Source organism: Actinosynnema sp. NPDC049800 (assembly GCF_040656635.1).
Lineage (GTDB): Bacteria > Actinomycetota > Actinomycetes > Mycobacteriales > Pseudonocardiaceae > Actinosynnema.
In genome coordinates, this window is sequence record NZ_JBFAMT010000022.1 from 62835 (window position 1) to 88698 (window position 25864).

Consider the following 25864-nt stretch of genomic DNA (forward strand, 5'->3'; position numbering starts at 1 on the left):
GTGTCCACTCCTCTCCGAGTAGTCGTGGTGGGTGCGGGCATCATCGGCTCGGCGATCGCCCGGGCAATGGCCCGCGAGGACTGCGCGGTCACCGTGGTCGACCGCGGTGCCAGTGCGGGCGGGACGTCCGCCGGCGGTGAGGGGAACCTGCTCGTCTCCGACAAGGAACCCGGTCCCGAGCTCCGGCTCGCGCAGCGCTCGCTGGCGTCCTGGCTCAGCATCGAGGACGAGTTGCGCGACGAGCTGCCACCCGGGTTCCCCGGCCTGGAGCTGGAGCGCAAGGGCGGCCTCGTCGTCGCCACCACCGAGGCGGGCGCGGTGGCGCTGCGGGAGTTCGCCGACGCCCAGCGCGCCGTCGGGGTCCGGGCCGAGGCGCTCGACGACGACCGCGTCCGCGACCTCGAACCCGACCTCACCCCGAACCGCACCGCCGCCGTGTTCTACCCCGACGACATGCAGGTGCAGCCCGTCGTCGCCACCGAGGCGCTGCTCGCCGCCGCCCGCCGCCACGGCGCGCGGGTGCTCCAGGGCGTCGAGGTCACCGGGCCGGTGCTCGACCGGGGCAGGCTCGTCGGGGTCGACACCACGGACGGCGTGCTGACCGCCGACGCGGTGGTCCTCGCCGCCGGTCCGTGGTCGGGCGCGGTCGCCGAGCGGCTCGGGGTCGTGCTGCCGGTCGCGCCCCGCCGCGGCACCGTGCTGGTGACCTCCCGCATGCCGCAACGCGTGTGGCACAAGGTCTACGACGCCGACTACGTGGGCGCGGTCGGCTCCGGCGCGGCCGACCTCCAGGTCTCCAGCGTGGTCGAGTCGACGGCGGCGGGCACCGTCCTCATCGGCTCCTCCCGCGAGCGGCGCGGGTTCGACGAGCGGATCGAGTCCGGGGTGCTCGCCGCGCTCGCTGCCAAGGCGCTGCTGCTGTTCCCCTTCCTCGCCGACGTCCAGGTCATGCGCGCCTACGGCGGCTTCCGCCCGTTCGTCCCCGACCACCTGCCCGTGATCGGCCCCGACCACCGGCTGCCCGGCCTCTGGCACGCCACCGGTCACGAAGGCGCGGGCATCGGCCTGAGCCTGGCCACCGCCGAGGTCCTCCGCGACCAGGTCCTGCACGGCGCCGACCCCGTGGCCGCCGAGTTCCGCCTGGACCGCCCGGCCCTGCGCCCGCACCTCGAAAGGGCCGCCTGATGACGCAGATCCGCATCGAGGTCGACGGCGCCCCGGTCGAGGGCCTGGCGGGGCAGAGCATCGCCGCGCTGCTGCTCGTCACCGGCCGCGCGTCCTGGCGCCGCACCCGCGCGGGCCGCCCGCGCGGCGTGTTCTGCGGCATCGGCACGTGCTTCGACTGCGTCGTCACCGTCAACGGCCTGCGCGACGTGCGGGCCTGCCAACGCCGCGCCGCCGAGGGCGACCGCGTCGAGCTGCAGGAGGACGACCGTGCCTGACGTCGTCGTGGTCGGCGGCGGACCCGCCGGGATGGCCGCCGCGCTCGCCGCCCGCCGCAACGGCGCGAAGCGGGTCGTCCTCCTCGAAGCGGGCGACGACCTCGGCGGCCAGTACTGGCGGCACCTGCCCGCTCGGCGCGCCGACCCCGACGAGGGGACGTGGCACCACGGTTGGCACCGCTTCCTCGACCTGCGCGCCGCCCTGCGGCGCGACCCCGGCTGCGAGGTCGTCACGAACGCCCACGTGTGGTCCGTCGACCGCCGCGACGACCGGCCCCCGCTCGTGCACGCCCTCGTCGGCGAGGTCGACGGGCAGGCCCGAGCGCCGCGCACGTTCGACCCCGGAGCGCTCGTCCTCGCCACCGGCGCGCACGAGCGCACGCTGCCGTTCCCGGGCTGGGACCTGCCCGGCGTCGTCACGGCGGGCGCCGCGCAGGCGCTGGCCAAGGGCGAGCGGGTGGCCGTCGGCCGTCGGGTCCTCGTCGCGGGTTCCGGCCCGTTCCTGCTGCCCGTCGTGGCCGGCCTGACCCGCGTGGGCGCGCGGGTCGTCGGCGTGGTCGAGGCCTCCGGTCCCGCCCGGCTCGCGAAGGGCTGGGGCGCCAGGCCCTGGCGACTGGCGGGCGCCGGCGGCAAGGCCGTCGAGCTGGCCGGCTACCTGCGGGTCCTCGCCGCCCACCGCATCCCCTACCGGCTGGGCGCGGGCGTCGTCGCGGCCCACGGCGCCGACCGGGTCGAGGCCGTCACCGTCGCCCGGCTGGGCCCCGACTGGTCGCCGGTGCCCGGCACCGGGCGGCGCGTCGAGGTCGACGCCGTCTGCGTCGGCCACGGCTTCGTCCCGCGCGCGGAACTCGCCACCGCGGCCGGCTGCGCGGTCGGCGCGGACGGCGCCGTCGAGGTCGACGACCGGCAGCGCACGTCCGTGCCCGGCGTCCTCACCGCGGGCGAGCTGACCGGCATCGGCGGCGTCGAGCTGTCCCTGGCCGAGGGCCTGGTGGCCGGGGCCGTCGCCGCCGGGGGAGAACCCGCGCCCGCCGCCCTGCGCCGCCGCGCGGTCTTCCGCGAGTTCGCCACCAGGGTCGACGCCGCCCACGCCATCGGGCCGGGCTGGCGGTCCTGGGTGGACGACGCCACCGTGGTCTGCCGCTGCGAGGACGTCACCGCCGGAGCCCTGCGCCGGGCCGCCGAGTCGACCCGCTCCAGGGGGCTGCGCTCGCTCAAGCTGACCACCCGTGCGGGACTCGGGCTGTGCCAGGGCCGCACCTGCGGCGCGGCGGTCGAGGACCTGCTCACCGGCGTGCTCGACCCCGGCCGCACCGCCAACCGCCCCGTCGCCGTACCGCTGCGCCTCGGTGAGCTCGCCGACCACAGCCGCACCAGCAACCGAGAGGACGTCCCATGAGTTCCGGACCGGCTTCCCTGCGCGGGGTCATCGTCGCCACCGCCCTGCCGTTCAAGGAGGACCCCTCCGCGCCCTCCGGTCTGGCGGTCGACTACGACCGCTACGCCGAGCACTGCGACTGGCTGATGGCCAACGGCTGCCACGGCATCGGTCCCAACGGCTCGCTCGGTGAGTACTCCGCGCTGACCGACGCCGAGCGCCGCGCGGTCGTCCGGGTCGCCGTGGACGCGGTCGGCGACCGGGGCGTCGTCGTCGCGGGCGTGCACGGCCCCGGCTGGCACCAGGCCAAGCACTGGGCGGAGCTGGCCGCCGAGGACGGTGCGCACGGCGTGCTCGCCCTGCCGCCCACCATGTACCGGGCCGGCCGCGAGCAGGTGATCGAGCACTACACCAGGATCGACGAGGTCGGCCTGCCGATCATGATCTACAACAACCCGATCGACACCAGGGTCGACCTCGTGCCCGACCTGGTCGCGGAGATCGCCGAGCTGCCCAACGTCCGCGCCATCAAGGAGTTCAGCGGCGACGTGCGCCGGCTCTTCGCGATCGCCGAGCTGTGCGACATCGACGTGGTCGTGGGCGCCGACGACGTGCTCTTCGAGCTGATGGCCGACGGCGCCGTCGGCTGGTTCGCGGGCTTCCCCAACGCCCTGCCCGCCGAGTCGGTCGCCCTCTACGAGCACCTGCTCGCGGGCCGCCTCACCGAGGCCAGGGAGCTGTACAAGCACCTCGTCGCGCTGTTCCGCTGGGACTCGCGCACCGAGTTCGTGCAGGCCATCAAGCTGGGCATGGACGAGGTCGGCCGCTACGGCGGACCGTGCCGCCCGCCGCGCGGCCCCCTCACGGCCGAGCAGGCGGCGAGGGTGCGCGCGGACCTGGGCCGGGCGGTGGCCGGCATGGAGGCCCTGCGCGTGGCGGGGGTGGCCTGAGGTGCGCGCCTCCCGGATGTTCTCCGCGGTCGACTCGCACACCGAGGGCATGCCGACCCGCGTGGTGACCGGCGGCGTCGGGGTCGTCCCGGGCGACACCATGAACGAACGGCGGCTGCACTTCGTCGAGCACCTCGACCACGTGCGACGGCTGCTGGTCAACGAGCCGCGCGGCCACTCGGCGATGAGCGGTGCGATCCTGCAACCGCCCACGCGGCCCGACGCGGACTTCGGCGTGCTCTACATCGAGGTGTCCGGCTGCCTGCCGATGTGCGGGCACGGCACCATCGGCGTCGCCACGGTCCTGGTGGAGACCGGCATGGTCGAGGTGACCGAGCCGGTGACCACGATCCGGCTGGACACCCCGGCGGGGCTGGTGGTGGCCGAGGTCGCCGTCCGCGACGGGCACGCCGACGGCGTGACCCTGCGCAACGTCCCGTCCTACTGCGACCGGCTCGACGAGGTCGTGGACGTGCCGGGGTTGGGCGCGATCCGCTACAGCCTCGCGTTCGGCGGCAACTTCTACGCGATGGTCGACCTCGACGAGGTCGGGCTGCCGTTCGACCGCGCCCGCAAGGGCGAGATCCTCGCCGCCGGGCTGGCGATCATGGACGCGGTCAACACCTCCGCGCCGCCGGAGCACCCGGAGATCGACGGCGTGGACCACTGCCACCACGTGGAGTTCATCGCGCCCGGCTCGGACGCGCGGTTCTCGCGGCACGCCATGGCCATCCACCCCGGGTGGTTCGACCGCTCGCCGTGCGGGACGGGCACGTCCGCGCGGATGGCCGAGCTGCACGCGCGCGGCGAGCTGCCGCTGGAGCGGGACTTCGTCAACGAGTCCTTCATCGGCAGCCGGTTCACCGGCCGCCTGGTGGGGGAGACGACCGTCGGCGGGCGGCCCGCGGTGCTGCCGACCGTCACCGGGCGCGCCTGGATCACCGGGGTCGGGCAGTACCTGCTCGACCCGACCGACCCGTACCCGGCGGGTTTCGAGTTCTGAAAGGTGCGCCACGGCGCGAAGGGCGCGAAGTACCGAATAGCGAACTCACGGGCACGGGGGGTGGGATACTCGGCAGCTCTCATACGGGTAAGGTCAGCGCTGTGTGACATTGCAGTGCGGGGGCGTACCCCACGACAGCGGGAGGCCGCAGAGGTGAGTCCGTCGACCATCAACCCGTTGGCCGTGGGCGCGAGCCTGCGCGGCACGGTGGAGGACGCGGTCGCCGCCGCCATCGTCTCGGGCGAGCTGGCGCCGGGCACCCTGGTCACGGCGCCGACGCTGGCCGCCCGCTTCGGCGTGTCCGCGACCCCGGTCCGGGAGGCGATGCTCAACCTGCAGAAGCGCGGGTTCGTCGACGTGGTGCGCAACAAGGGCTTCCGCATCACCGACGTCAGCGAGCAGGACCTCTGGGAGATCGTGCGGCTGCGCCAGCAGCTGGAGGGCCCGCCGATGCGCGAGATCGCCAGGACGATGCAGCCCTCGACCGTGGCCGAGCTGCGGGTCAAGGCCCAGGCCATCGTGGACGCCGCCGCGGCGGCCGACCTGGCCGCCTACCTGGCCGCCGACCTGGACTTCCACCTGCGGCTGCTGGAGCTGCACGGCAACCGCAGGCTCATCGCGATCGTGAAGGACCTGCGCCAGCAGACCCGCATGGTCGGGCTGGCCGGCATGGTCGGCACCACCGAGCTGGCCAGGTCCGCGGCCGAGCACCACAGCCTGGTCGACCTCCTGGAGGCCAGGGACGGGCGGGGCGCGGAAGCGCTGCTGACCGACCACATCGGCCACGTGCTCGGCTGGTGGAGCGGCAACTCCGAGGACTGAGACCGAGAACGACCGACGAGCCCGCCCGGTGCACGGCGGGCTCGTCGTGCTGCCCGGGAACCGTCGGCGCGCGTTCCGGGGCCGTTGCGGGCCATTGCCGCGTGATCGTTCCCGGGGTGGACCACCCCGGCCGGAAAAATATCGCGTCGGCGTCTTCAAGTGCGAGGTGTGACATACTACTGTCGCCCTATCGGTGATAGCGGTCACTGCTCCTTCGTCCCGCGTGACCGGCCGACGCTGTGCTTCGACGGCCCCCGCGCGCCGACTCTTCCCCGGTGCGCCCGACCTCAACGCCTCTCTCAGTCGCCGGTTCGACCAGGCCGTCCGCCATCCAGGGCGACGGCCTACCGAGCCGCACCCGACGGAAGGTAGGACCCCGTGAGGAGAACCACCACCCTGGCGATCGCCGGGTTCACGGCCGGCGCGCTCGCCCTGTCGGCGTGCTCGGGAACGGACCAGGCCGCCACCACCGGCGGTGGCACGGGCGGCACCCCCGCCAAGGGCGGGACGGTCGGCGTCCTGCAGTCGAGCGACTTCTCCTACCTCGACCCGTCGAGGGGGTGGGACGGCGGCGTCAACGCCTTCTACCGGCTGGTCTACCGCCAGCTGGTCACCAAGGCGGCCGGCGACGCCGAGAACCCCAACGAGATGGTCCCCGACCTCGCCGAGAGCCTCGGCACCCCGTCCGCGGACGGCCTGACCTGGACCTACAAGCTCAAGCAGGGCCTCAAGTTCGACACCGGCGCGCCGATCACCTCGCGCGAGGTCAAGTTCGGCATCACGCGCGGCTGGGACCCCGAGATCGGCATCGGCGCGCCCTACCTCAAGCAGTTCGTCGCCGCGCCGCCCGACTACCAGGGCCCGTACCGCTCCGGCGACCTCGACACCATCGAGACCCCCGACGAGCGGACGGTCGTCTTCCACCTCAAGGCGCCGTTCCCCGAGTTCGACGCGGTGCTGTCCATGCCGAGCGGCACCCCGTTCCCGGTCGGCTCCGGCGGCGGTGACTCGTTCATCAACGACGTGGTCGCCTCGGGCCCGTACGACGTGAAGTCGTTCACGCCCGGCAGCCGCATCGAGCTGACCCGCAACCCGAACTGGGACGCGGCCACCGACAGCGTCCGCAAGGCCTACCCGGACGCCTGGAACTTCACCATCGGCGTCGACGGCGCGACCATCGACGAGCGCCTCATCGCCGGTCAGGGCGCCGACGTCAACGCCGTCGCGGGCCAGGTGCAGACCGCGACCATCGCCCGGATCCAGACACCGCAGCTCAAGCAGCGCACCGTCAAGGTGCCCTCGACCTGCCTCACCTACATCGGGCTGAACACCACCAAGGGCCCGCTGGGCGACGTGCGGGTGCGCCAGGCGATCAACTACGCGGTGGACAAGAGCGCGGTGCTCAACGCCACCGGCGGCAACCAGTTCGCCACCATCTCCACCACGATCCTGCCGACCTCGGTCTCCGGCCACACCGACTACGACCTGTACCCGAGCAAGGACCACGCGGGCGACGTCGACGAGGCCAAGCGGTTGCTGGCCGAGGCGGGCCACGCGGACGGCTTCACCCTGACCCTGGACGTGCGCTCGAACGCCGTCGCCCAGCGCCAGGCCGAGGCCGTCCAGCAGTCCCTGGGGCGGGTGGGCATCGAGGTCGGGCTGAACGTGATCGACGTGTCGACCTACTACGAGACCATCGCCACCCCGGCGGCCCAGCACGACGCGGCGATCACCGGCTGGTGCCCCGACTGGGCCTCCAGCGCCTCGACCTTCCTGCCGCCGCTGTTCGACGGGCGCAAGATCACCGCGAAGGGCAACCAGAACCTCGCCCAGCTCAACGACCCCGCCGTCAACGCGGCCATCGACGCGGGCATCGCCGAGACCGACCTGGCCGAGGCCGACACCGCGTGGGGCGAGCTGGACCGGAAGATCATGGAGCTGGCGCCGATCGTGCCGCTGAACGTCGAGAACCGCATCTTCCTGCCGGGCTCCAACGTCACCGGCTTCCACGCGCCCGGCGGCGACATCGACTACGCCATCCTCGGCCTGAAGGACGCGGGGAAGAGCTGAGGATGACCATCACGCCTCCCGCCCTCCAAGCGCAGGCGGCGGCCGAGCAGGGCACCGTCGGCACCACGCCGGACCCGCGCCCGGGCGTCACCCGCGCGCTCCTGCGCCAACCGTCGACGGTGGCCTGCCTCGGCTACATCGCCCTGGTGCTGCTGATGGCCGCGTTCGCGCCGCTGATCGTGAAGGTCGGCGGCTGGGACCCCTACACGTTCGACCAGACCGCCATCGACCCCGACCTCGGCGGCGTGCCGCTCGGCCCCTGGGGCGGCATCTCCTCGTCGCACTGGCTCGGCGTCGAGCCAGGCACCGGCCGGGACGTCTTCGCCCGGATCGTGTACGGCGCGCGCACGTCCATGCTCATCGCGCTCGCCGCCACCACCCTCACCACCGTGCTGGGCGTGCTGCTCGGCCTGCTCGCCGGCTACTTCGGCGGCCGCGTCGACATGGTGGTCTCGCGGCTCATGGAGTTCCTGATGGCGTTCCCGGCCCTCATCTTCATGATCGCGGTGCTGTCCGCGCTGCCCGCCGACGACCGGCAGGCCCTGGTGGTGGTCGTGATCGCGGTGTTCGGCTGGCCCTACCTGGCGCGGATCGTGCGAGCGCAGACGCTCTCCCTCAAGGAGCGCGAGTTCGTCGAGGCCGCCCGCGCTTCCGGCGCCTCGCGCGCCACCATCGTGTTCACCGAGATCCTGCCGAACCTGCGCTCGACGTTGCTGGTCATGGTGACGTTGGCGGTGCCCGGCTACATCGGCACCGAGGCCGGCCTGTCGTTCCTGGGCGTGGGCGTCGTCCCGCCCACGCCGTCGTGGGGCCAGATGATCGCCGGCTCGGTGGGCTGGTACTCGGTCGTGCCCACGTACTTCCTCGTGCCCGGCACGTTCCTGGCCCTGCTGGTGCTGTCCTTCATGGTCCTGGGCGACCGGGTGCGTGCGGCGCTCGACCCCGGAGGCCACCGGTGACCCGCTACGTGGTGAACCGGGTGTTCGGCATGCTCGTGGTGCTGTTCCTGGTGTGCCTGCTCACCTACCTGGTGTTCTTCGCGCTCTCGCCCGACCCGGCGGTGCAGATCTGCGGCAAGAACTGCACGCCCGAGCGCATCGACCAGCTCCGGGCCAACCTGGGGCTGGACGCGCCGTTCCTCACCCAGTTCGCGGCGTTCCTCGGCGGGCTGGTCGCGGGCCGGACCTACGGCAGCGGCCCGTCCCTGGTCGAGTGCCACGCGCCGTGCCTCGGCTACTCGTTCCAGACCTCGCAGCTCGTCACCGACATGGTCGTGCAGCGGCTGCCGGTCACCGCCGTCGTCGCGATCGGCGCGGCCGTGCTGTGGCTGCTCATGGGCGTGGCCGGCGGTCTGGTCAGCGCCGTGCGGGAGGGCCGGTTCGCGGACCGGTTCATCACCGGGCTCACCCTGGGCGGCATGTCGATCCCGAACTACGTGCTCGCGCTCGCGCTGCAGTACGTCTTCGTGATCTGGTTGCGGTGGCTGCCGTTCCCGCAGGCCGTGCCCTTCGCCGACGACCCCGTCCAGTGGTTCCTCAACTTCGTCCTGCCCTGGACGGTCCTGGCGATCGGCTACGCCTCCTCCTACACCCGGCTCACCCGCGCGAACGTCCTGGACACGCTGGGCGAGAACTACGTGCGCACCGCGCGCGCCAAGGGCCTGCCGCCCGCGCTGGTCTGGCGGCGGCACGCGCTGCGCCCCGCGCTGACCCCGGTGGTCACCATCGCGGGCATGGACTTCGCGGGACTGCTCGGCGGCGCCCTGATCACCGAGACCGTGTTCGGGATCAACGGCGTCGGCAAGCTCGCGGCGGACTCCATCACCAAGAACGACCAGCCGGTCATCATGGCCGTCACGTTGCTGGCCGCGTTCTTCGTCGTGGTCGGCAACGTGGTGGTCGACCTGCTGTACCCGGTGATCGACCCCCGGGTCAGGGTGGGTGCCGCGACATGAGCGAGCTGCTGAGGGTTCGCGGGCTGACCGTGTCGTTCGACCGTGTCCCGGCGGTCGACGCGATCGACTTCTCCGTGCCGACCGGCGGGGCGCTGGGCGTCGTCGGCGAGTCCGGTTCGGGCAAGTCGATGGCGAGCCTGGCGGTCATGGGCCTGCTGCCGCCGGAGGCGAGCCGGTCCGGCTCCATCTCGTTCGGCGGCCAGGAGCTCACGGAGCTGTCCGAGCGGGGGATGCGTGCCGTGCGGGGCAACCGGATCGCGATGGTGTTCCAGGATCCGCTGTCCTCCTTGAACCCCTACTACACGGTGGGCGCGCAGATCGCCGAGGCCTACCGGGCGCACCGGCCCGGTGTCTCCCGCCGCGCGGCCCGTGCCGCCGCCGTCGAGGCGATGGAGCGGGTGCACATCCGCGAGGCGGGCAGGCGCGTGGACGACTACCCGCACCAGTTCTCCGGGGGCATGCGCCAGCGCGTGATGATCGCGATGGCGCTCAGCGCCGAACCGGAGCTGATCATCGCGGACGAACCGACCACCGCGCTGGACGTCACCGTGCAGGCGCAGATCCTCGACCTGCTGACCGAGGTCCGCCGGGACACCGGGGCCGCGCTCGTCCTCGTCACGCACGACCTCGCGGTGGTCAGCGAGGTCGCCGACGAACTGGTCGTCATGCGCGGGGGCCAGGTGGTCGAGACCGGGACGGCCGAGCAGGTCTTCTCCGACCCGCGGCACCCGTACACGCGGGCGCTGCTGGACGCCGTGCCCCGCATCGACGGTCGCACCGACGCCCCGCGCACGTCGGCCCAGGCCACCACCGGAGGAGGGACATGAGCCCGGAACCGCTGCTGAGCGCCCGAAACCTGGTCAAGGAGTTCCCGGTCGCGGGCACCGCGGGCCTGCTGCGCCCCGCGCGCACGTTCCGCGCCGTCGACGACGTGTCCTTCGACCTGCACGCGGGCCGGACGCTGGCCCTGGTCGGCGAGTCCGGCTCCGGCAAGTCCACCACCGCGCGGCTGGCCACCCGGCTGGTCGACGTCACCTCCGGCACGGTGCGCCTGGCCGGCCGCGACATCACCGCCGCGACCGGCCGGGAGCTGCTGGAGGTGCGCCGCCAGGTCCAGGTGGTGTTCCAGGACCCGTTCTCCTCCCTCAACCCCCGGCACACCGTGGAGCGGATCGTCACGGCCCCGCTGCGCTACCAGAAGCGGCCGATCCCCGGTGGGGCCAAGGCATTCGCGCAAGGGCTCATGGAACGGGTCGGGCTGGCGCCGGACCACGTGGGCCGCTACCCGGCGCAGTTCTCCGGCGGGCAGGCGCAGCGCATCGGCATCGCCCGCGCGCTCGCGGTGAACCCCCGCGTGCTGGTGTGCGACGAGGCCGTGTCCGCGCTGGACGTCTCGGTGCAGGCGCAGATCGTCGACCTGCTGCGCGACCTGCAGCGCGAGGAGGGCTTCGGGTGCCTGTTCATCGCCCACGACCTGGCGGTGGTCCGGCAGATCGCCACGAGCGTCGCGGTGATGACGGGAGGCCGGGTGGTGGAGGCGGGGGAGCGGGACGCGGTCTTCGACGACCCGCGGCACGAGTACACGCGCGCCCTGCTGGCCGCCGTGCCGCGCATCCGGCCCGAGTGGGATCGGGCCCGGCTGCGCAACGCCGCCAAGCGCCGGGACCTGGCCGATGTCGCCGCGCGCGACCGGACTGATGCCGCCGCGCGCGACCGGACCGATACCGCCGCGCGCCACCGGACCGACACCGGGCTCACCGCATGAGCGGGCTCGCGAACGAGTCGTTCGGCGCGGTGCCCCGGGTCCCCGCGACGCCGAGCGCCGGCGGGGTGCGCGCGTGAGCCCGGTCGAGTACGCCCTGCCCGGCGCGTGGGTGCGCGAGTTCACCGTCGACGCGCCCCTGGACTGGTCCGACCCCGGCGACGAGACCGTCGAGCTGTTCGTGCGGGAGTTCACCGACCCCGACCGCAGGCGCGACGACCTGCCGCTGCTGACCTACCTCCAGGGCGGTCCGGGCGGGGCCAACCCGCGTCCCGCCGCGCTCGACGGCTGGCTCGCCGAGGCGCTGCGGCACTACCGCGTGGTGCTGGTCGACCAGCGCGGCACCGGCCGCAGCAGCCCCGTCGACGGCACGGTCGTCGCGGGCTTCCCGGACGCGCGCGCCGCCGCCGGGCACCTGCTGCGGTTCCGCGCCGACTCGATCGTGCGCGACCTGGAGCACGTCCGGAACCGCTGCTACGGCGGGAGGACGTGGGCGACGCTCGGGCAGAGCTTCGGCGGCTGGATCACGCTGGCCTACCTCTCGCACGCACCGCAAGCGCTCGCCGCGTGCTACGTGTGCGGCGGCATCCCCGGCATGCCACCGGACCCCGACGAGGTCTACCGGCGCACGTTCACCCGCGCCGAGGCCAAGACCGCCGACTTCTACCGCCGCTACCCGCAGGACGTCGCCGCCGTCGCCGCGATCGCCGACCGGCTCGCGGAGGGCGACGTGGAGCTGCCGGACGGCTCGCCGCTGTCCGTGCGCCGCTTCCAGCTCCTCGGCGGCGACCTCGGCTTCACCACCGGCCACCAGCGGCTGCACTGGCTGGTGTCCGAGGCGCTGCGCCGCGACGGCCGGCTCACCGACCAGTTCCTGGAGGCGGTGGGGGTCAAGACGTCCTACGCGGGCAACCCGCTGTTCTGGGTGCTCCAGGAGTCGATCTACGGCGACGGCGCGAACGGCCCGTTCCGCTGGTCGGCGCAGCGCGAGCGGGACCGGCGGCCGGAGTTCGCCGAGGACCGCCGGCCGCTGCTGCTCACCGCCGAGATGACGTTCCCGTGGATGTTCCGGGAGATCCGGGCCCTGCGGCCGTTCGCGCCCGCGATGGAGGAGCTGGCGGACGTCGAGGTCTGGAGCCGGCTCTACGACCCGGAGCGGCTGGCGGCCAACGACGTGCCGCTCGCCGCGGTCGTCTACCACGACGACCTGTTCGTCGACGCGGGACTGCAGCACGACACCCTCGGCAGGCTCGGCAACGCGCGGGCGTGGGTGACCAACGAGTACGAGCACGACGGCATCGGCGACGGTCGCGTGCTGCGCAGGCTGCGGGAGATGGTCCGCGACCGCGGAGGTGAGAGGCGATGACCGAGGCGACCGTGCCACCGCACACCGGGACCAGACCACCTCGCCTGGCCGACGAGAGCCCCGGCTTCCTGGCCGGCATCGGCCAGGGCTGGGCCGACCGCGAGGTCCCGGCCCCGGTCGACGCCGCCGCCGCACGTGCCGCCGCCGAGCACCGCGCCCGGCTCAGCGCCGCACTGCCGCAGCGCACCATCGTCCTGGCCGCCGGTCACGCCCCGCGCCGCAACGGCGACGCGGACCACGCGTTCCGCGCCGACAGCGACTTCGTGTGGGCCACCTCCTGCCAGGTCGAGGGCGGCGTGCTGGTGATGACCCCGCGCACCGGCGGCCACGACGCGGTGCTCCACCTGCCCCCGCCCGCCCGTCCGGGGGAGCGCGACTTCCACGCCGGCGCCGCCCACGGCGAGCTGTGGGTCGGCCCGTCCGCCGGGATCGCCGCCTGGTCGACCGCGCTGGACCTGCCCGTGCGGCCCGCGGCCGACTACGACGGTCGGGAGGCCGACGACCCGGAGCGGCTGCGCGCCGTGCTCTCCGACCTGCGGATGGTCAAGGACGAGTGGGAGGTCGGGCAGCTGCGCGAGGCCGTCGACCAGACCGTCGCCGGATTCGCCGCCGTCGCCGACGAGGTGCCCCGAGCGGTGTCGCGGGGCTTGGGCGAGCGGTGGTTGCAGGGCACGTTCGACCGGCACGCCCGCACGTTCGGCAACGGTCCCGGCTACCGCACGATCGTCGGCTCGGGCGAGCACGCCCCGATCCTGCACTGGGTGAGCTGTGACGGCCCCGTCCTACCCGGCGAGACGCTGTTGCTGGACATGGGCGTGGAGGCCCGCTCGCTCTACACCGCCGACGTCACCCGCACCATCCCGGTCGGCGGCGCGTTCACCCCGGCCCAGCGGTCGGTGCACGACCTGGTGGAGGCCGCGCACCGCGCGGGCATGGACCGGGTGCGCCCCGGCAACACCTTCAGCGACTTCCACTTCGCCGCGATGGAGGTCCTGGCGCGGGGCCTGCACGACTGGGGCCTGCTGCCGGTGTCCGTCGACGAGGCGCTCGCCCCCGAGGGCCAGCACCACCGCCGCTACCTGGTGTGCGGCATCGGCCACCACCTCGGCCTGGACGTGCACGACTGCGGCTCGTCGGGCTACGAGCGGTACCAGGGCGCGCCGCTGCGGCCGGGCATGGTGCTGACCGTCGAGCCGGGCCTGTACTTCCACGCGCACGACGAGACGGCGCCGCCGGAGCTGCGCGGCATCGGCGTGCGCCTGGAGGACGACCTCCTCGTCACCGCCGCCGGCCACGAGGTCCTGTCGGGTGCGCTGCCGATCGACGCGGCGGGCGTCGAGGCGTGGGCCGCCCGGTGACCCGCCCTTCGCCCTGGCCGGTGGGACGCACGCGCTCGCAGTCCGCTCGGGCCTCGTAGACGCTGCGCCGTCGATCCGCGACGCGGTCGACGGCACGACAGGAAGCACTTCTCGGGAAGGGACCATCTCCAGTGGCCGAACCTCGCAAGGGCCAGTTCACCCGACGTCTGTTCCTCCGGACCTCCGCGCTCGGCACCGCCACCGTCGCGGGCGCGGGGCTGTTCGCCCTCGACCCCGCGGCCGCCGCCGTGCCGGGCGGTGCCGTGCCGGCCGGTGCGCCGCAGGCCGGTCCGGGCGGGACGGCCCCGGTGCGGCCGTTCCCGCTGCGCGACGTGCGGCTGGGCGCCGGTCTGCTCCAGGAGAAGCGCGACCGCGTCAAGGCGTTCCTGCGCGCCTACGACGAGCGGCGCTTCCTCGTGCTGTTCAACAACCAGGCGGGCAGGCCGAACCCTCCCGGCGTCGCGGTGCCGGGTGGCTGGGAGGACGGTGGACTGCTCAGCGGCCACTGGGCGGGGCACTACCTGAGCGCCCTCGCCCAGGCGTACGCCGACGGCGGGGAGGCGGTCTACAAGTCCAAGGTGGACTGGGTGGTGGCGGAACTGGCCGCGTGCCAGGCGGCGATCACCGCTCGCCTGGACTCCGCGCCCGGTGGCGGTGACCAGCCCCCGCCGGCGATCGGCCGGGTGCCGGGGCGGTTCGGCAGCGCGCTGAAGCTCAACGGGACGAGCAAGGCGCAGTACTGCACGTTGCCGCAGGAGGCGATCAACCAGCTGACCGACTTCACCATCGCCGCCTGGGTCAACCTCGCGTCCACCGGCAGCTGGAGCAGGCTGTTCGACTTCGGCCAGAGCACGGCGGTGAACATGTTCCTCACCCCGCGCGCGGGCGTGGCCGGGAACGTGCCGCGCTTCGCGATCACCACCGGCGGCTCGGGCCAGGAGCAGCGGATCGACGGCGCCTCGGCCCTGCCCACCGGTCAGTGGGTGCACGTCGCGGTGACGCTGGCGGGCTCGACCGGCACCCTCTACGTCGACGGCCGACCGGCGGGCGTGAACACGAGCATGACGCTGAACCCGTCCCACCTGGGCAACCCCGGGAACCGGTGGATCGGGCGGTCGCAGTACGGCGACCCGCACCTGGACGCGGCGGTCGACGAGTTCCACGTCTTCGACCGGGCGCTGACCGGGGCCGAGGTGCGGTCCCTGCTGGACTCGCCGGCCGGGACCACCGGCGGCGGGAGCATCGCGTGGTACCGGTTCGACGAGGCCGACGGCACCACGCTGGAGGACGCCTCGCCGAACAACCGGGACGCGGGCGTCGTGGCGGCCTCCTCCGCCGGGCCCGCGGACTGGGTCCCGACGTTCCCCGGCTACCTCGGCGCGATCCCCGAGGACGCGGTGCTGCGCCTGGGTCCGCCGCGCTGGGCGGTCTACGGCGGCAACGCCCAGACGAACACGTGGGCGCCCTGGTACACCCAGCACAAGATCATGCGCGGTCTGCTCGACGCGTACTACCACACCGACAACGCCCAGGCCCTTGACGTCGTGACGAAGATGGCGGACTGGGCCCACCTCGCGCTCACCGTCGGGGACAAGAACCACCCCGCCTACGAGGGCCCGCTGACCCGCGACGACCTCAACCGCATGTGGGACCTCTACATCGGCGGCGAGTTCGGCGGCGCGAACGAGGTCTTCCCGGAGATCGGCCACCTGACCGGCGACCCGAAGCACCTGGAGACCGCCAAGTGCTTCGACAACCGGGAGTCGCTGTTCGGCGCCGCCGTCGAGAACCGGGACATCCTCGTGGTCACCCCGCAGAACCGCCCCGGCCGCCGTCGTCCCGAGCGGTTGCACGCCAACACCCACGTGCCGCAGTTCGTCGGCTACCTCAGCGTCTACGAGCGGGGCGGCGGCCGGGAGTACTTCACCGCGGCGAAGAACTTCTTCGGCATGGTCGTCCCGGGCCGCATGTTCGCGCACGGCGGCGTGGGCGGCAACTACCCCGGCTCCAACAACAACCTCGAACTGTTCCAGAACCGCGGCAACGTCGCCAACGCCATCGCCACGAGCGGCGCGGAGACCTGCGCGACCTACAACCTGCTCAAGCTGGCCCGCAACCTGTTCCTGCACGAGCAGGACCCGGTGTACCTGGACTACTACGAGCGCGGCCTGTTCAACATGATCACCGGGTCGCGGGCCGACACGACGGCCACCGGCGACCCGCAGGTGACCTACTTCCAGCCGGTGGCGTCGGGCACTGTGCGCGGTTACGGCAACACGGGGACGTGCTGCGGCGGCACGGGCCTGGAGAACCACACGAAGTACCAGGAGACGGTCTTCTTCCGCACGGCCGACGGCAGCGCGCTGTGGGTCAACCTCTACGTCCCCGCCACGCTCACCTGGCCCGAGAAGGGCTTCACCGTCACGCAGCGGACCTCCTTCCCGCGCCAGGACCGCACGGAGCTCGTCGTCGACGGCGACGGCAGGCTGGACCTCAAGCTGCGGGTGCCCGCGTGGGCGCGGTTCGGCTTCACCGTCACCGTCAACGGCCGGGAGCAGGACGTCGACGCGCGGCCCGGCACCTACGTGACGCTGAGCCGGGACTGGAGCCGCGGTGACGTGGTGGGGGTCCGGATGCCGTTCGGGCTGCGGATCGAGCGCGCGCACGACCGACCCGACACCCAGGCGGTGTTCTGGGGGCCGCTGCTGTTGCAGATCATGGGCGACCCCGGCGACGGGGCGTTCCGGGAGCTGTCGCTGTACCGCCACCTCAAGCGGGACGGCGACTACGGCCGTGCCGCGATCACGCCCGGCGCGGTCACGGCGTCCGGTGACCCGACGTTCACCGCGGGCGGCTTCACGCTGCGGCCCTACCACATCAGCGACAACCAGCCGGCGTCCTCGTACTTCCGGCGGGTCGAACCGACGGTCGTCTTCGGCTCCGTCGACACCGGCGTGCCCAACCGCAAGCGCAACGACGGCCTCCCGCGCTACGACGTCCCCGTCCAGGGCGTCGTCTCGCCCGGCGTCGACGGCCCGACCTTCCTGGACCTGCTCTGGGACCAGGCGCCCTTCGCCAACCACGGGCGGTTCGTCGCCTCGGTCACCGCCCTCGCCAACGCCTTCGCCACCGCGGGCGCGTTCACCCAGGCCGAACGGGACACGGTCGTGGCCAAGGCGGCCTCGGCCGAGCGGGAGCTGTAGCCGGCAGGTCTCCTCGACCGGGGACGGGTCTTCCCGCTCGGCGGACGTCGGTCGCACCGCCGCCGTGCCGCCGGAAGACCCGTCCCCGGCGAGCGCTCCGCCCGGTCCTGCAGCTCCCACGCGTGGTCGAGGACGTTCGCGGCGATCCGACGGGCGGCGTAAGGGCGGTCCGTCGGACAGAGGTGTGCCATCCGATCGGAGTATGCGCTTCCTCCTCCTCGGTTCCGACCTCCAGGCCGACCGCCCTCGTCGGAAGGACTCCACTGTGGAACGGGATCGCAAGCATTGCCGAAAGGATTTTCGGCTGCCACAGTGCTGAGAGGCGCACTCACCGCCGGTCGCGGGGCCGGCGGGCGAGTCGATGCGTCCTGTGTGGACGATGCGTCCTCCGCCGCCTCCCGACCGGACGATCAGCTCTCGCGTGAGGATGTGAGGATTCGATGAGGCGTTTCGGCAGAGTGGTCGTGCCGGTGCTGGCGGGCCTGCTCGCGGGCCTCGTGACGTGGCCGGGCGCGGCGCAGGCGGCGGCCGGCCCGCCGGTGGTGGCCCCGCCGACCGGCACCGTCCGGGTGCACCTGCTGGTCCCGTCCGACGTGCCGCACGACCAGCGCTACGTCGACGGCATCACCAGGGTGATGGTGGAGGCCCAGCGCTACTACAAGCAGGAACTGGGCAAGACGTTCCGGCTGAACACCCCGGTGGTCGAGGTCGTCACCGGCGAGCGCGTCCGCAGCTGGTACGAGAACACGCCCAACGGCTCGGACCGCTACTGGTGGACGGTGTTCAACATGCAGCAGGAGCTGATGCGCCGGCTCGGCCTCGGCGCGCCGGACCGCCGGTGGCTCAACGTCGGCGAGATCCGCGCGGAGGGCCCCGGCGCGGGCGGCGGTGGCGGCAGCGGTTGGGTGATCCTGTCCGGGCACGACGCCGACGGCGCGGCGGGCGTCAACGGTCCGATGAACCGGTGGTACGGCGGCATGGTGCACGAGCTCGGGCACGCGTTCGGCCTGCCCGACTCCCGCTACACCGACGGCACCCCGATGTCGGCGTCCTTCTACGACTACCCGAACACGCACTTCAACCAGAGCCAGAAGAACGCCATCCTCAACGGCCCGTACGGCAGCTTCCTGTACTGACGCCGGGCCACCGGGCACCACCGCACGCCGCTGGGCGCCGAGCATCCCGCAACCGGGGTGCGACCCGCGCTCCGGTGCCGCGCGCCGTCCCACGCCTCGCCGGCCGGGCGGTCCACCGCCGGACCTCCGGGTCGTTCGCCGTCATCGCGTTCAGCCCAGCCTCATCCCTGCGCTTCCACCAAGAGGTCTCCGTGTTGAAGAACTCGCGAACGACCGGTTCACGACGCCGGGCGCGCACCACCGCCGTCTGGCTCATAGCGGCGCTCTCGTTGGCGTCCGCCACGCCCGCCCGAGCCGCCGGGCCGGGCGCACCCACGTCCGAAGACCGTTACCCGACAACGGAAAAGCCGATCTCGACCGTCCTCACCGAGAACGACTCGCGTGAGCACGTGCACGTGAAGTTCGCGGAAGGGACTCAGGTCCGACTGCGCAACGCCGAGTTGACGTCGGCCGCGGGCGCGGACCTCTCGGCGGTCCGGAACGTGCTGCGGTCCCGCTCGGTCTCGGCGGTGCGGCGGCTGTTCACGGCGTCGGAGGAGGCGTTGCGGACGTTCACCGACCAGGCGGCGGCCCGCTCGGGTCGCGGGCAAGCCGACCTGAACCTGTGGTACCGCCTCGACCTGCGGCCGGGCACGGACCCGGCCGCGGTGATCGACGCGCTCAACGCGCTGCGCGAGGTCGAGGTCGCGTACGCCGAACCGCTCGCCGTGCGACCGCCGATCGCCCCCGACTTCACCCCTCGCCAGGGTTACCGCTCCGCCGCCGGCAGCGGCGGCATCGACGCCGACTACGCGCGGACGATCCCCGGCGGCACCGGCGCGAACGTGCGCGTGGCCGACATCGAGTACGCCTGGAACTTCGCCCACGAGGACCTCTCCAAGCTGCGGGCCCCCGGCGTGTTCGTCCGCAACGGCACCGCGACGGACCCGTTCAACGACAACAACCACGGCACCGCCGTGGCGGGCATCCTCGTCGGCGACGTCAACGCGGGCGGCGTGACCGGGTTGGTCCCGGACTCCCCGATCCACGTCACGAACGCCGCCAACGCCGAGCGCGGTTGGGACGTCGCGAACGCCGTCATCGTCCTGGCCCGCGCGCTCCGGCCCGGTGACGTGCTGCTGATCGAACAGCAGACGTCGGGTCCGGCCGGCTGCACCGGGTACGTCGCGCCCGAGTGGGTCCCCGCGATCTACGACGCGATCGTCGCGACCACGTCCTCGGGCATCACCGTGGTCGAGACGGCGGGCAACGGTTCGATGAACCTGGACAACCCGTGCTTCGGCAGCAGGTTCCCCCGCGGCAAGCCCGACTCCGGCGCGATCATCGAAGGCGCCGGTGCCGCTCCCGGGTGCGGCACCGCCCGCACCCGGCTGAACTTCTCCACCTACGGCAGCCGCATCGACGTCCAGGGCTGGGGAAACTGCGTGGTGAGCACCGGGTACGGGAGCCTCTACAGCAACGGCGCCAACGCCTACTACACGGCGACCTTCGGCGGGACGTCCAGCGCCGGTCCCATCGTGGCGGCGGCCGCGGCCTCCCTGTCCAGCATCGCCGAGCAGCGGGGCGTCACCCTCACCCCCGGCCAGGTGCGCGCCATCCTGAAGTCCACCGGAACCCCGCAGGTGAACCCCGGCACCGGGAACATCGGCCCCCTGCCGAACCTGCGCGCCGCGATCGCCGCCCTGCCGACCGGTGGCAACCGGCCACCGGCCACGTCCACCGCCGGGACACCGGACGAGGCGCCGGCCGGCCACCGCTCCACCGCGATGGCGCCCAGGTGAGCACGTCGTCCGGCACGTGACGGCGGGCCACCCGTTCCGCCCTGGCGTGCCGCCTCTCCAACCCCGCACCGACCGGCCGTCGCCATCCGGCTCGGCCCACGCGCGACCCTGCCCGACCTCCGGAGGTCCCAGTGTCCATGAAGAAGCTCCTCGCGGTGATCGCCTCCGGCGTGATCTCCGCGTCCGTCCTGGCCTTACCGGGCCCGGCTGCCGCGAGCACCCCCGCCCCGGTCGCCGCCCACACCTTCGACGACCACGACCACGCCGATAGCGCGGCGCCGCACTCGCACGGGCAGTCGGCTGCGGACCGTTGCCACCACGCCGACGAGTTCGCGCCCATGGCCGGGCTGGGCGAGCGCGTGTGCTCGTTGGGCAACGGCCAGTTCAAGGTGCGCACGGCGCACGGCGACCGGGTGACCCACTTCGACGCCCCCCTGGCCAAGGACAAGGGCGTTCGGGACGAGGTGACGTCGTCGGCGGTCATGCCCCTGGCTGCGCGTGCGCACCACTGCGCCACGGACTCGTACCGCATCCAGCTCGTGTACCTGATCCCCGCCGGTGCGCCCGACGCGTCGGCCACGATGGTGCCGCTGATGAGGCAGCACTTCCTCGACTCCAACGCCATGGTGTCCAACCGCGCCGCGCAGTACGGCGGGGACCTGGCGTTGCGCGTCGCGTGCGACTCCGCGGGCCAGCCGGCCGTCCGAGTCCTGCGCAGCAGCCACAACAACAGCGCCATCAGCGCCATCGACCAGGAGGTCGCGCGCCAGGGCCAGCGGATCACCGGTCAGGACAACGTCGTGTACTGGGGAGACGGTGGTTGCGGCGGCGGCGTCGCCTACGGCAGCGGTGACACGCGGCCCGGCGTGGAGAACGGCGTCAACAACGCGCCCGGCATCGCGGTGGTCTACGGGCGGTGCCCGTTCACGTACATGCTGCACGAGCAGGGGCACTCGATGAGCGCCGTGCTGCCGAACACCCCGAACAGCTCGGGCGCCGGTCACTGCAACGACGACGCCGACGTGATGTGCTACAAGGACGGCGGCCCGCGCTCGGGCAACTACCGCTCGAACGTGTGCCCGTCCCCGAACGGCAACCTGGACTACTACTGGGACTGCAACGTCAACGACTACTTCCACCCGAACCCGCCCGCCGGGTCGTTCCTCGCGACGAACTGGAACCTGGCGAGCTGCAACAACCGGATGGTGTACCGGCCGAACTGCGGCGCGACCCCACGGACGGTCCAGCTCCCGTCGTAACCGCTCCACCCGGCACCACCCACGACCGCCCGGTCGTGAGCCGGCCGAGCACGACGAACCCCTTTCACCGTGCGGCGGAAGGGGTTCGTCGTGCCCGGCGCGCCATCCACCTCGACCCGCGGGTCTTCCGGTCGAGGGACGGTGCGCCGGCCGCCCACATCCTCACCGCCGCCGGGGCGGTCGCGCTCGCGGCGCCCCGAGCCGCACGGGCGGCGTCGGCGTTGTCCCCCTCGCACGCCGACCGGGCCGAGGCCGAATCGATGCCGGGACCGCTCGGGACGGCCGACCCTTAGGGGTCGGGAGGCCACCGGTCTCAGGGTGCGGCCGGATGTGGCGGGTGGACGGCGGCCGTAAGGTCCTCGTGTGCCACTCATAGAGACCGCCGCGCTGGGAATGCGCTACGACGGCAAAGTGACCGCGCTGGCGGATCTGACGTTGGAGATCGAGGCTGGGGTCGTCGGCCTGGTCGGGGTCAACGGCGCGGGCAAGACCACGCTGATCAAGCTCGCGCTGGGCCTGCTCACGCCCACCAGCGGGCGGATCCGGGTGCTCGGGCTCGACCCGATCGCGGACGGGGAGCAGGTCCGGGCGAAGGTCGGCTACATGCCCGAGCACGACTGCCTGCCGCCGGACATGGTCGCCGCCGAGTTCGTCACGCACATGGCGCGCGTCAGCGGCCTGCCCGCGGCGGCGGCGCGGGAGCGGGCGTCGGAGACGTTGCGGCACGTGGGCCTCTACGAGGAGCGCTACCGCCGGATCGGGGGTTACTCCACCGGCATGAAGCAGCGGGTCAAGCTCGCCCAGGCGCTGGTGCACGACCCCGAACTGCTGCTGCTCGACGAACCCACCAACGGGCTCGACCCGGCGGGCAGGCGGGCGATGCTCGACCTGGTGCACCGCATCGGCACGGAGTTCGGCATCTCGGTGGTGGTCTGCTCGCACCTGCTCGGCGAGATCGAGCGGATCTGCACGTCGCTGGTCGCCATCGACGCGGGCACCCTCCTGCGCTCGGCGACGCTGTCGTCGATGACCGAGCACAACGACCTGCTCGTCGTCGAGGTCGACGAGGGCGCGGAACGGCTGGCCACCGCGCTCACCGCCGGGGGGCTGGACGTGCGCCGGCAGAACCGCGTGCTGACCGTCCGCCTCGGCGAGGACGACGGCGCGGTGTACGACCTCATCCGGGACGCCGTCGCGGACCTCGACCTCTCCCTGCACCGGCTCGAACGGCAACGGCACCAGGTCGCCGACCTGTTCCGCGACCGCCCGGCCCAGGAGGTGTCCCATGCCTGAGTCCGGCGTCATCCACGACATCGGCTACCAGCGCTACACCGGCCCGAGGCTCGGCCCCGGCCACTCGGCCCGCGCGCTGTACGTGCACAGCGTCCGCAGCGCCTACGGCCTCGGCCGCAGCCCGTGGGCGAAGGTGCTGCCGATCGGGCTGATGGGCCTGGCCTCCCTCGCCTCGCTGATCATCGTGATCATCAACAGCCAGCTGCCCGAGCCGGTGCTCGACTACGTCGGCATCGCCTCCACCTTCACCTTCGCCGCGGCGGTGTTCGTGGCCGTGGTCGCGCCGGAGCTGGTGTCGGTGGACCTGCGCACGAACCTGGTGCAGCTGTACCTGTCCCGGCCGCTGAGCCGGTCGGGCTACGCGCTGACCAAGGTCGCCGCGCTGGCCACGGCGACGTTCCTGCTGTTCGCGGCGCCCATGCTGATCATGTTCATCGGCATGGCCTTCGGCACCGACGACGGCGTCCCGGGGGTGCTGGAGGAGTTCGGCGGGCTGCTCGTCGGCCTGGTCGCGGCGGTCGTCCACGCCGTGCTGCTGGCGGCGCTGGGCCTGCCGATCGCCTCGCTGTCGGGACGGCGGGTGTTCGCCACCGGCATGATCATCGGCGTCTTCCTGCTCACCGCCCCGATCTCGGCGGTCCTGAGGGAGCTGGACTCCGGCACGATCGGCCGGCTCGCCGGGGTGCTCGACCCGGCGAGCCTGCTCAACGGCGTGGACCAGTGGCTGTTCGGCGCGGACGTCGACCTGGTCTCGATCGGCTCGTTCGGACCGGTGTACGGCCTGGTCGCGGTCGCGCTGGCCGCGCTGGGCACGATGGCCGCGGTGTGGCGGTACAGGGGGATGAAGTCGTGAACACCGTCGAACTCACCGGCGTCTCCCGCTGGTACGGCAACGTGGTCGCGGTCAACGACGTGACCCTGTCGGTCGGCGCCGGGCTGACCGGCCTGCTCGGACCCAACGGCGCGGGCAAGACCACCGTGCTGCACCTGATGGCGGGCCTGCTGGCCCCGTCGCAGGGCCAGGTCGTGATCGGCGGTGAGCCCGCGTGGGCCAACCCCGCCGTGTACCGCAAGCTCGGCCTGGTCACCGAGCGCGAGAGCGTGCCCGGGTTCCTCACCGCGTGGGAGTTCGTCCTCGCGAGCGCCAAGCTGCACAAGCTCCCCGACCCGACGGCCGCCGCCCGCGCCGCGCTGGACGTCGTGGACCTGCGTGACGCGCAGGACCGCCGGATCTCCACCTACTCCAAGGGGATGCGCCAGCGGAGCCGGGTCGCCGCGGCGCTGGTGCACGACCCGGACGTGCTGCTGCTGGACGAGCCGTTCAACGGCATGGACCCCCGGCAGCGGATGCAGATGATGGAGCTGCTCGACGGCATGGCCGCGGCGGGGCGCACCATCGTGTTCAGCTCCCACATCCTGGAGGAGGTCGAGCAGCTCTCCGGCACCGTGCAGGTGATCGTGGCGGGCAGGCTGGCCGCCTCCGGCGACTACCGGCACATCCGGCGGCTGATGACCACCCGCCCGCACGTGTTCACCATCGCCTCCTCCGACGACCGCCTCCTCGCGACCGCGCTGATGGGTGAGCCGTCGGTCTCCGGGGTGAGCCTCGCCGAGGCGGGTCTCCAGGTGCACACGAGCGACTACGGCGCCTTCACCCGTGCCCTGGCCAAGCTCGCCAAGGCGCGGGGCATCCGGCTGACCACGATCCTACCTTCGGACGAGTCCCTCGAGAAGGTCTTCTCCTACCTGGTGACCACATGAACCCGACGATCATCCGCCTCACGGCGAGGGCGCTGCTCGGCCGCAGGCGCGTGTTGCTGCTGCTCCCCATGCCGATCATCCTGCTCGGGCTGACCCTGCTGAGCGTGAGCAGCGAGGACGATCCCCCGTCCGACTGGGGCCCGCTGGTCTTCTCCAACCTGGGGCTCGCGGTCATCCTGCCGCTGACCGCGCTGATCGTCGGCAGCAGCGCACTCGGCCTGGAGATCGACGACGGCACCATCACCCACCTGATCACCAAGCCGTTGCCGCGCTCGGAGATCATCCTGTCCAAGCTCCTGGTGTCCTGGCTGGTGACCACCACGGCCACCGCCTTGCCGCTGGCGATCGCCGCCCTGATCGCGGGTTCCGGCACGTTGGCGGTCGGCCTGGTCCTCGGCACGGCGCTGGGCGCGTTGGCCTACAGCGCCCTGTTCCTCGCGCTGAGCGTGATGACCAAGCGCCCGGTCGCGGTCGGCCTCGTCTACATCGTGCTGTGGGAGAACCTGCTGGTGTCGTTCGTCGACGGCGCCCGCGTGTTCAGCATCCGCCAGCACGCGACCGCCATCGCGGACGCGATCGGCGACACCCCGCTGATCGCCTCGACGATGTCGGTGCCGACCGCGTTGATCTTGGCGTCGGCGTTCGTCGTGGTGGGCACGGTCGGGGCCACCCGGCGGCTGCGGTCGTTCGCGCTGACGGGGGAGGCGAACTAGACGTTCCTCCGGCGGGATGCGTCGAACGGGGCGAAGAGCGCGGCCCGGTCCGCTTTACTTGTCGTGGCACCGCATCAGGGGGTTCGACGGCCACGGTGAGACACCTGCTGGACCGCCGGTTCAACGGGTACCTGGGGATCAAGCTGCCGCACGAGCTGGACGACGTCGTGGAGTCGGTCGTGGCCGGGTACCTCGACGCGACGCCCGCCGCGCGGCAGGAGATCCTGGACGCGATCCGGCCCCGCGCGGCGGGCGTGCTCTGCGTGTTCGGTCAGCGGATGGCGACGATGGCCGTGCGGACCGACTCGACGGTGCCGCTCTACCGCGGCCTCATCGGGATGGGGATGGCGGAGCGGACGCTGGACGACCCGCGCAACAGCCTCTTCGTGCTGGCGGCGGTCAACCACAGCGCCACGACGCTGGGCACCAGCATCACCCGGGTCGCCACGGACCTGCGCCGGTACCTGCCGGAACCGGCGTTCGAGAAGTTCCTGGCGTTCGACCGGCGCGACGAGCGGGACAAGTCCCTCCCGGCGTTCGCGATGGCCGCGTACGGGTCCGGGGCCGAGTTCCGGTACGGACACGGCCCCACGCAGGCGTGAGCGCGGGGCCG

The 25864-nt window shown here is 72.9% G+C and carries 22 protein-coding genes; all 22 read left to right on the top strand.

The features are described 5' to 3' along the window. Window positions 1-1185 (top strand): NAD(P)/FAD-dependent oxidoreductase, encoded by a 1185-nt coding sequence (locus AB0I91_RS24280; RefSeq protein WP_499638944.1) that lies wholly within the window; start codon window positions 1-3, stop codon window positions 1183-1185. Beyond that, on the top strand, window positions 1185-1442 hold the full coding sequence (locus tag AB0I91_RS24285) for a (2Fe-2S)-binding protein (RefSeq protein ID WP_499638946.1): 258 nt from the start codon (window positions 1185-1187) through the stop codon (window positions 1440-1442). The genes AB0I91_RS24280 and AB0I91_RS24285 overlap by 1 nt, the downstream gene beginning before the upstream one ends. Then, window positions 1435-2841, top strand: a complete 1407-nt coding sequence (locus AB0I91_RS24290) for an FAD/NAD(P)-dependent oxidoreductase (protein WP_499638948.1) — start codon at window positions 1435-1437, stop codon at window positions 2839-2841. The genes AB0I91_RS24285 and AB0I91_RS24290 overlap by 8 nt, the downstream gene beginning before the upstream one ends. Further along, on the top strand, window positions 2838-3770 hold the full coding sequence (locus tag AB0I91_RS24295) for a dihydrodipicolinate synthase family protein (protein ID WP_499638950.1): 933 nt from the start codon (window positions 2838-2840) through the stop codon (window positions 3768-3770). Before AB0I91_RS24290 ends, AB0I91_RS24295 begins: the two co-directional genes overlap by 4 nt. 1 nt (window position 3771) lies before the next feature. Beyond that, window positions 3772-4773 (top strand): proline racemase family protein, encoded by a 1002-nt coding sequence (locus tag AB0I91_RS24300; RefSeq protein WP_498777310.1) that lies wholly within the window; start codon window positions 3772-3774, stop codon window positions 4771-4773. Window positions 4774-4926: 153 nt separating this feature from the next. After that, window positions 4927-5595: a GntR family transcriptional regulator gene (locus AB0I91_RS24305; RefSeq protein WP_230565214.1), complete on the top strand. Its 669-nt coding sequence runs from the start codon at window positions 4927-4929 to the stop codon at window positions 5593-5595. 378 nt (window positions 5596-5973) lie between these two features. Further along, window positions 5974-7665: an ABC transporter substrate-binding protein gene (locus tag AB0I91_RS24310; protein WP_499638953.1), complete on the top strand. Its 1692-nt coding sequence runs from the start codon at window positions 5974-5976 to the stop codon at window positions 7663-7665. A 2-nt stretch (window positions 7666-7667) separates the two neighbouring features. After that, window positions 7668-8624 (top strand): ABC transporter permease, encoded by a 957-nt coding sequence (locus tag AB0I91_RS24315; RefSeq protein ID WP_499638955.1) that lies wholly within the window; start codon window positions 7668-7670, stop codon window positions 8622-8624. Then, window positions 8621-9619, top strand: coding sequence for an ABC transporter permease (locus AB0I91_RS24320; RefSeq protein ID WP_499638957.1), 999 nt, complete (start codon window positions 8621-8623; stop codon window positions 9617-9619). The genes AB0I91_RS24315 and AB0I91_RS24320 overlap by 4 nt, the downstream gene beginning before the upstream one ends. After that, window positions 9616-10446: an ABC transporter ATP-binding protein gene (locus AB0I91_RS24325; RefSeq protein WP_499638959.1), complete on the top strand. Its 831-nt coding sequence runs from the start codon at window positions 9616-9618 to the stop codon at window positions 10444-10446. Before AB0I91_RS24320 ends, AB0I91_RS24325 begins: the two co-directional genes overlap by 4 nt. After that, window positions 10443-11384: an ATP-binding cassette domain-containing protein gene (locus AB0I91_RS24330; RefSeq protein ID WP_499638961.1), complete on the top strand. Its 942-nt coding sequence runs from the start codon at window positions 10443-10445 to the stop codon at window positions 11382-11384. The genes AB0I91_RS24325 and AB0I91_RS24330 overlap by 4 nt, the downstream gene beginning before the upstream one ends. Before the next feature lie 73 nt (window positions 11385-11457). Next, window positions 11458-12747 carry an alpha/beta fold hydrolase gene (locus AB0I91_RS24335; protein ID WP_498777323.1) on the top strand — a complete coding sequence of 430 codons (1290 nt, stop codon included), beginning with the start codon at window positions 11458-11460 and terminating at the stop codon, window positions 12745-12747. Then, window positions 12744-14105 (top strand): aminopeptidase P N-terminal domain-containing protein, encoded by a 1362-nt coding sequence (locus tag AB0I91_RS24340; protein ID WP_499638963.1) that lies wholly within the window; start codon window positions 12744-12746, stop codon window positions 14103-14105. Before AB0I91_RS24335 ends, AB0I91_RS24340 begins: the two co-directional genes overlap by 4 nt. Before the next feature lie 131 nt (window positions 14106-14236). After that, the gene (locus tag AB0I91_RS24345) at window positions 14237-17308 is read left to right on the top strand and encodes a beta-L-arabinofuranosidase domain-containing protein (RefSeq protein WP_499638965.1); all 3072 of its coding nucleotides are present in this window, start codon (window positions 14237-14239) and stop codon (window positions 17306-17308) included. 440 nt (window positions 17309-17748) lie between these two features. Next, complete coding sequence (locus AB0I91_RS24350) at window positions 17749-18444, top strand: hypothetical protein (RefSeq protein ID WP_498777329.1); 696 nt, start codon at window positions 17749-17751, stop codon at window positions 18442-18444. A 194-nt stretch (window positions 18445-18638) separates the two neighbouring features. Further along, on the top strand, window positions 18639-20225 hold the full coding sequence (locus tag AB0I91_RS24355; RefSeq protein ID WP_499638967.1) for a S8 family serine peptidase: 1587 nt from the start codon (window positions 18639-18641) through the stop codon (window positions 20223-20225). Window positions 20226-20362: 137 nt separating this feature from the next. Then, window positions 20363-21484 (top strand): hypothetical protein, encoded by a 1122-nt coding sequence (locus AB0I91_RS24360; RefSeq protein WP_499638969.1) that lies wholly within the window; start codon window positions 20363-20365, stop codon window positions 21482-21484. Between the two features lie 363 nt (window positions 21485-21847). Next, window positions 21848-22777 (top strand): ABC transporter ATP-binding protein, encoded by a 930-nt coding sequence (locus tag AB0I91_RS24365; RefSeq protein WP_498777334.1) that lies wholly within the window; start codon window positions 21848-21850, stop codon window positions 22775-22777. After that, a complete protein-coding gene (locus AB0I91_RS24370; protein WP_499615579.1) occupies window positions 22770-23630 on the top strand; it encodes an ABC transporter permease in 861 nt (286 codons plus the stop codon). The genes AB0I91_RS24365 and AB0I91_RS24370 overlap by 8 nt, the downstream gene beginning before the upstream one ends. Continuing rightward, on the top strand, window positions 23627-24538 hold the full coding sequence (locus AB0I91_RS24375; protein WP_499615576.1) for an ABC transporter ATP-binding protein: 912 nt from the start codon (window positions 23627-23629) through the stop codon (window positions 24536-24538). Before AB0I91_RS24370 ends, AB0I91_RS24375 begins: the two co-directional genes overlap by 4 nt. Then, complete coding sequence (locus tag AB0I91_RS24380) at window positions 24535-25251, top strand: ABC transporter permease (protein WP_498777338.1); 717 nt, start codon at window positions 24535-24537, stop codon at window positions 25249-25251. Before AB0I91_RS24375 ends, AB0I91_RS24380 begins: the two co-directional genes overlap by 4 nt. A 95-nt stretch (window positions 25252-25346) precedes the next feature. After that, entirely contained in the window at window positions 25347-25853 is a 507-nt protein-coding gene (locus AB0I91_RS24385) for a hypothetical protein (protein ID WP_499638971.1), read from the top strand. Window positions 25854-25864 lie beyond the last annotated feature (11 nt).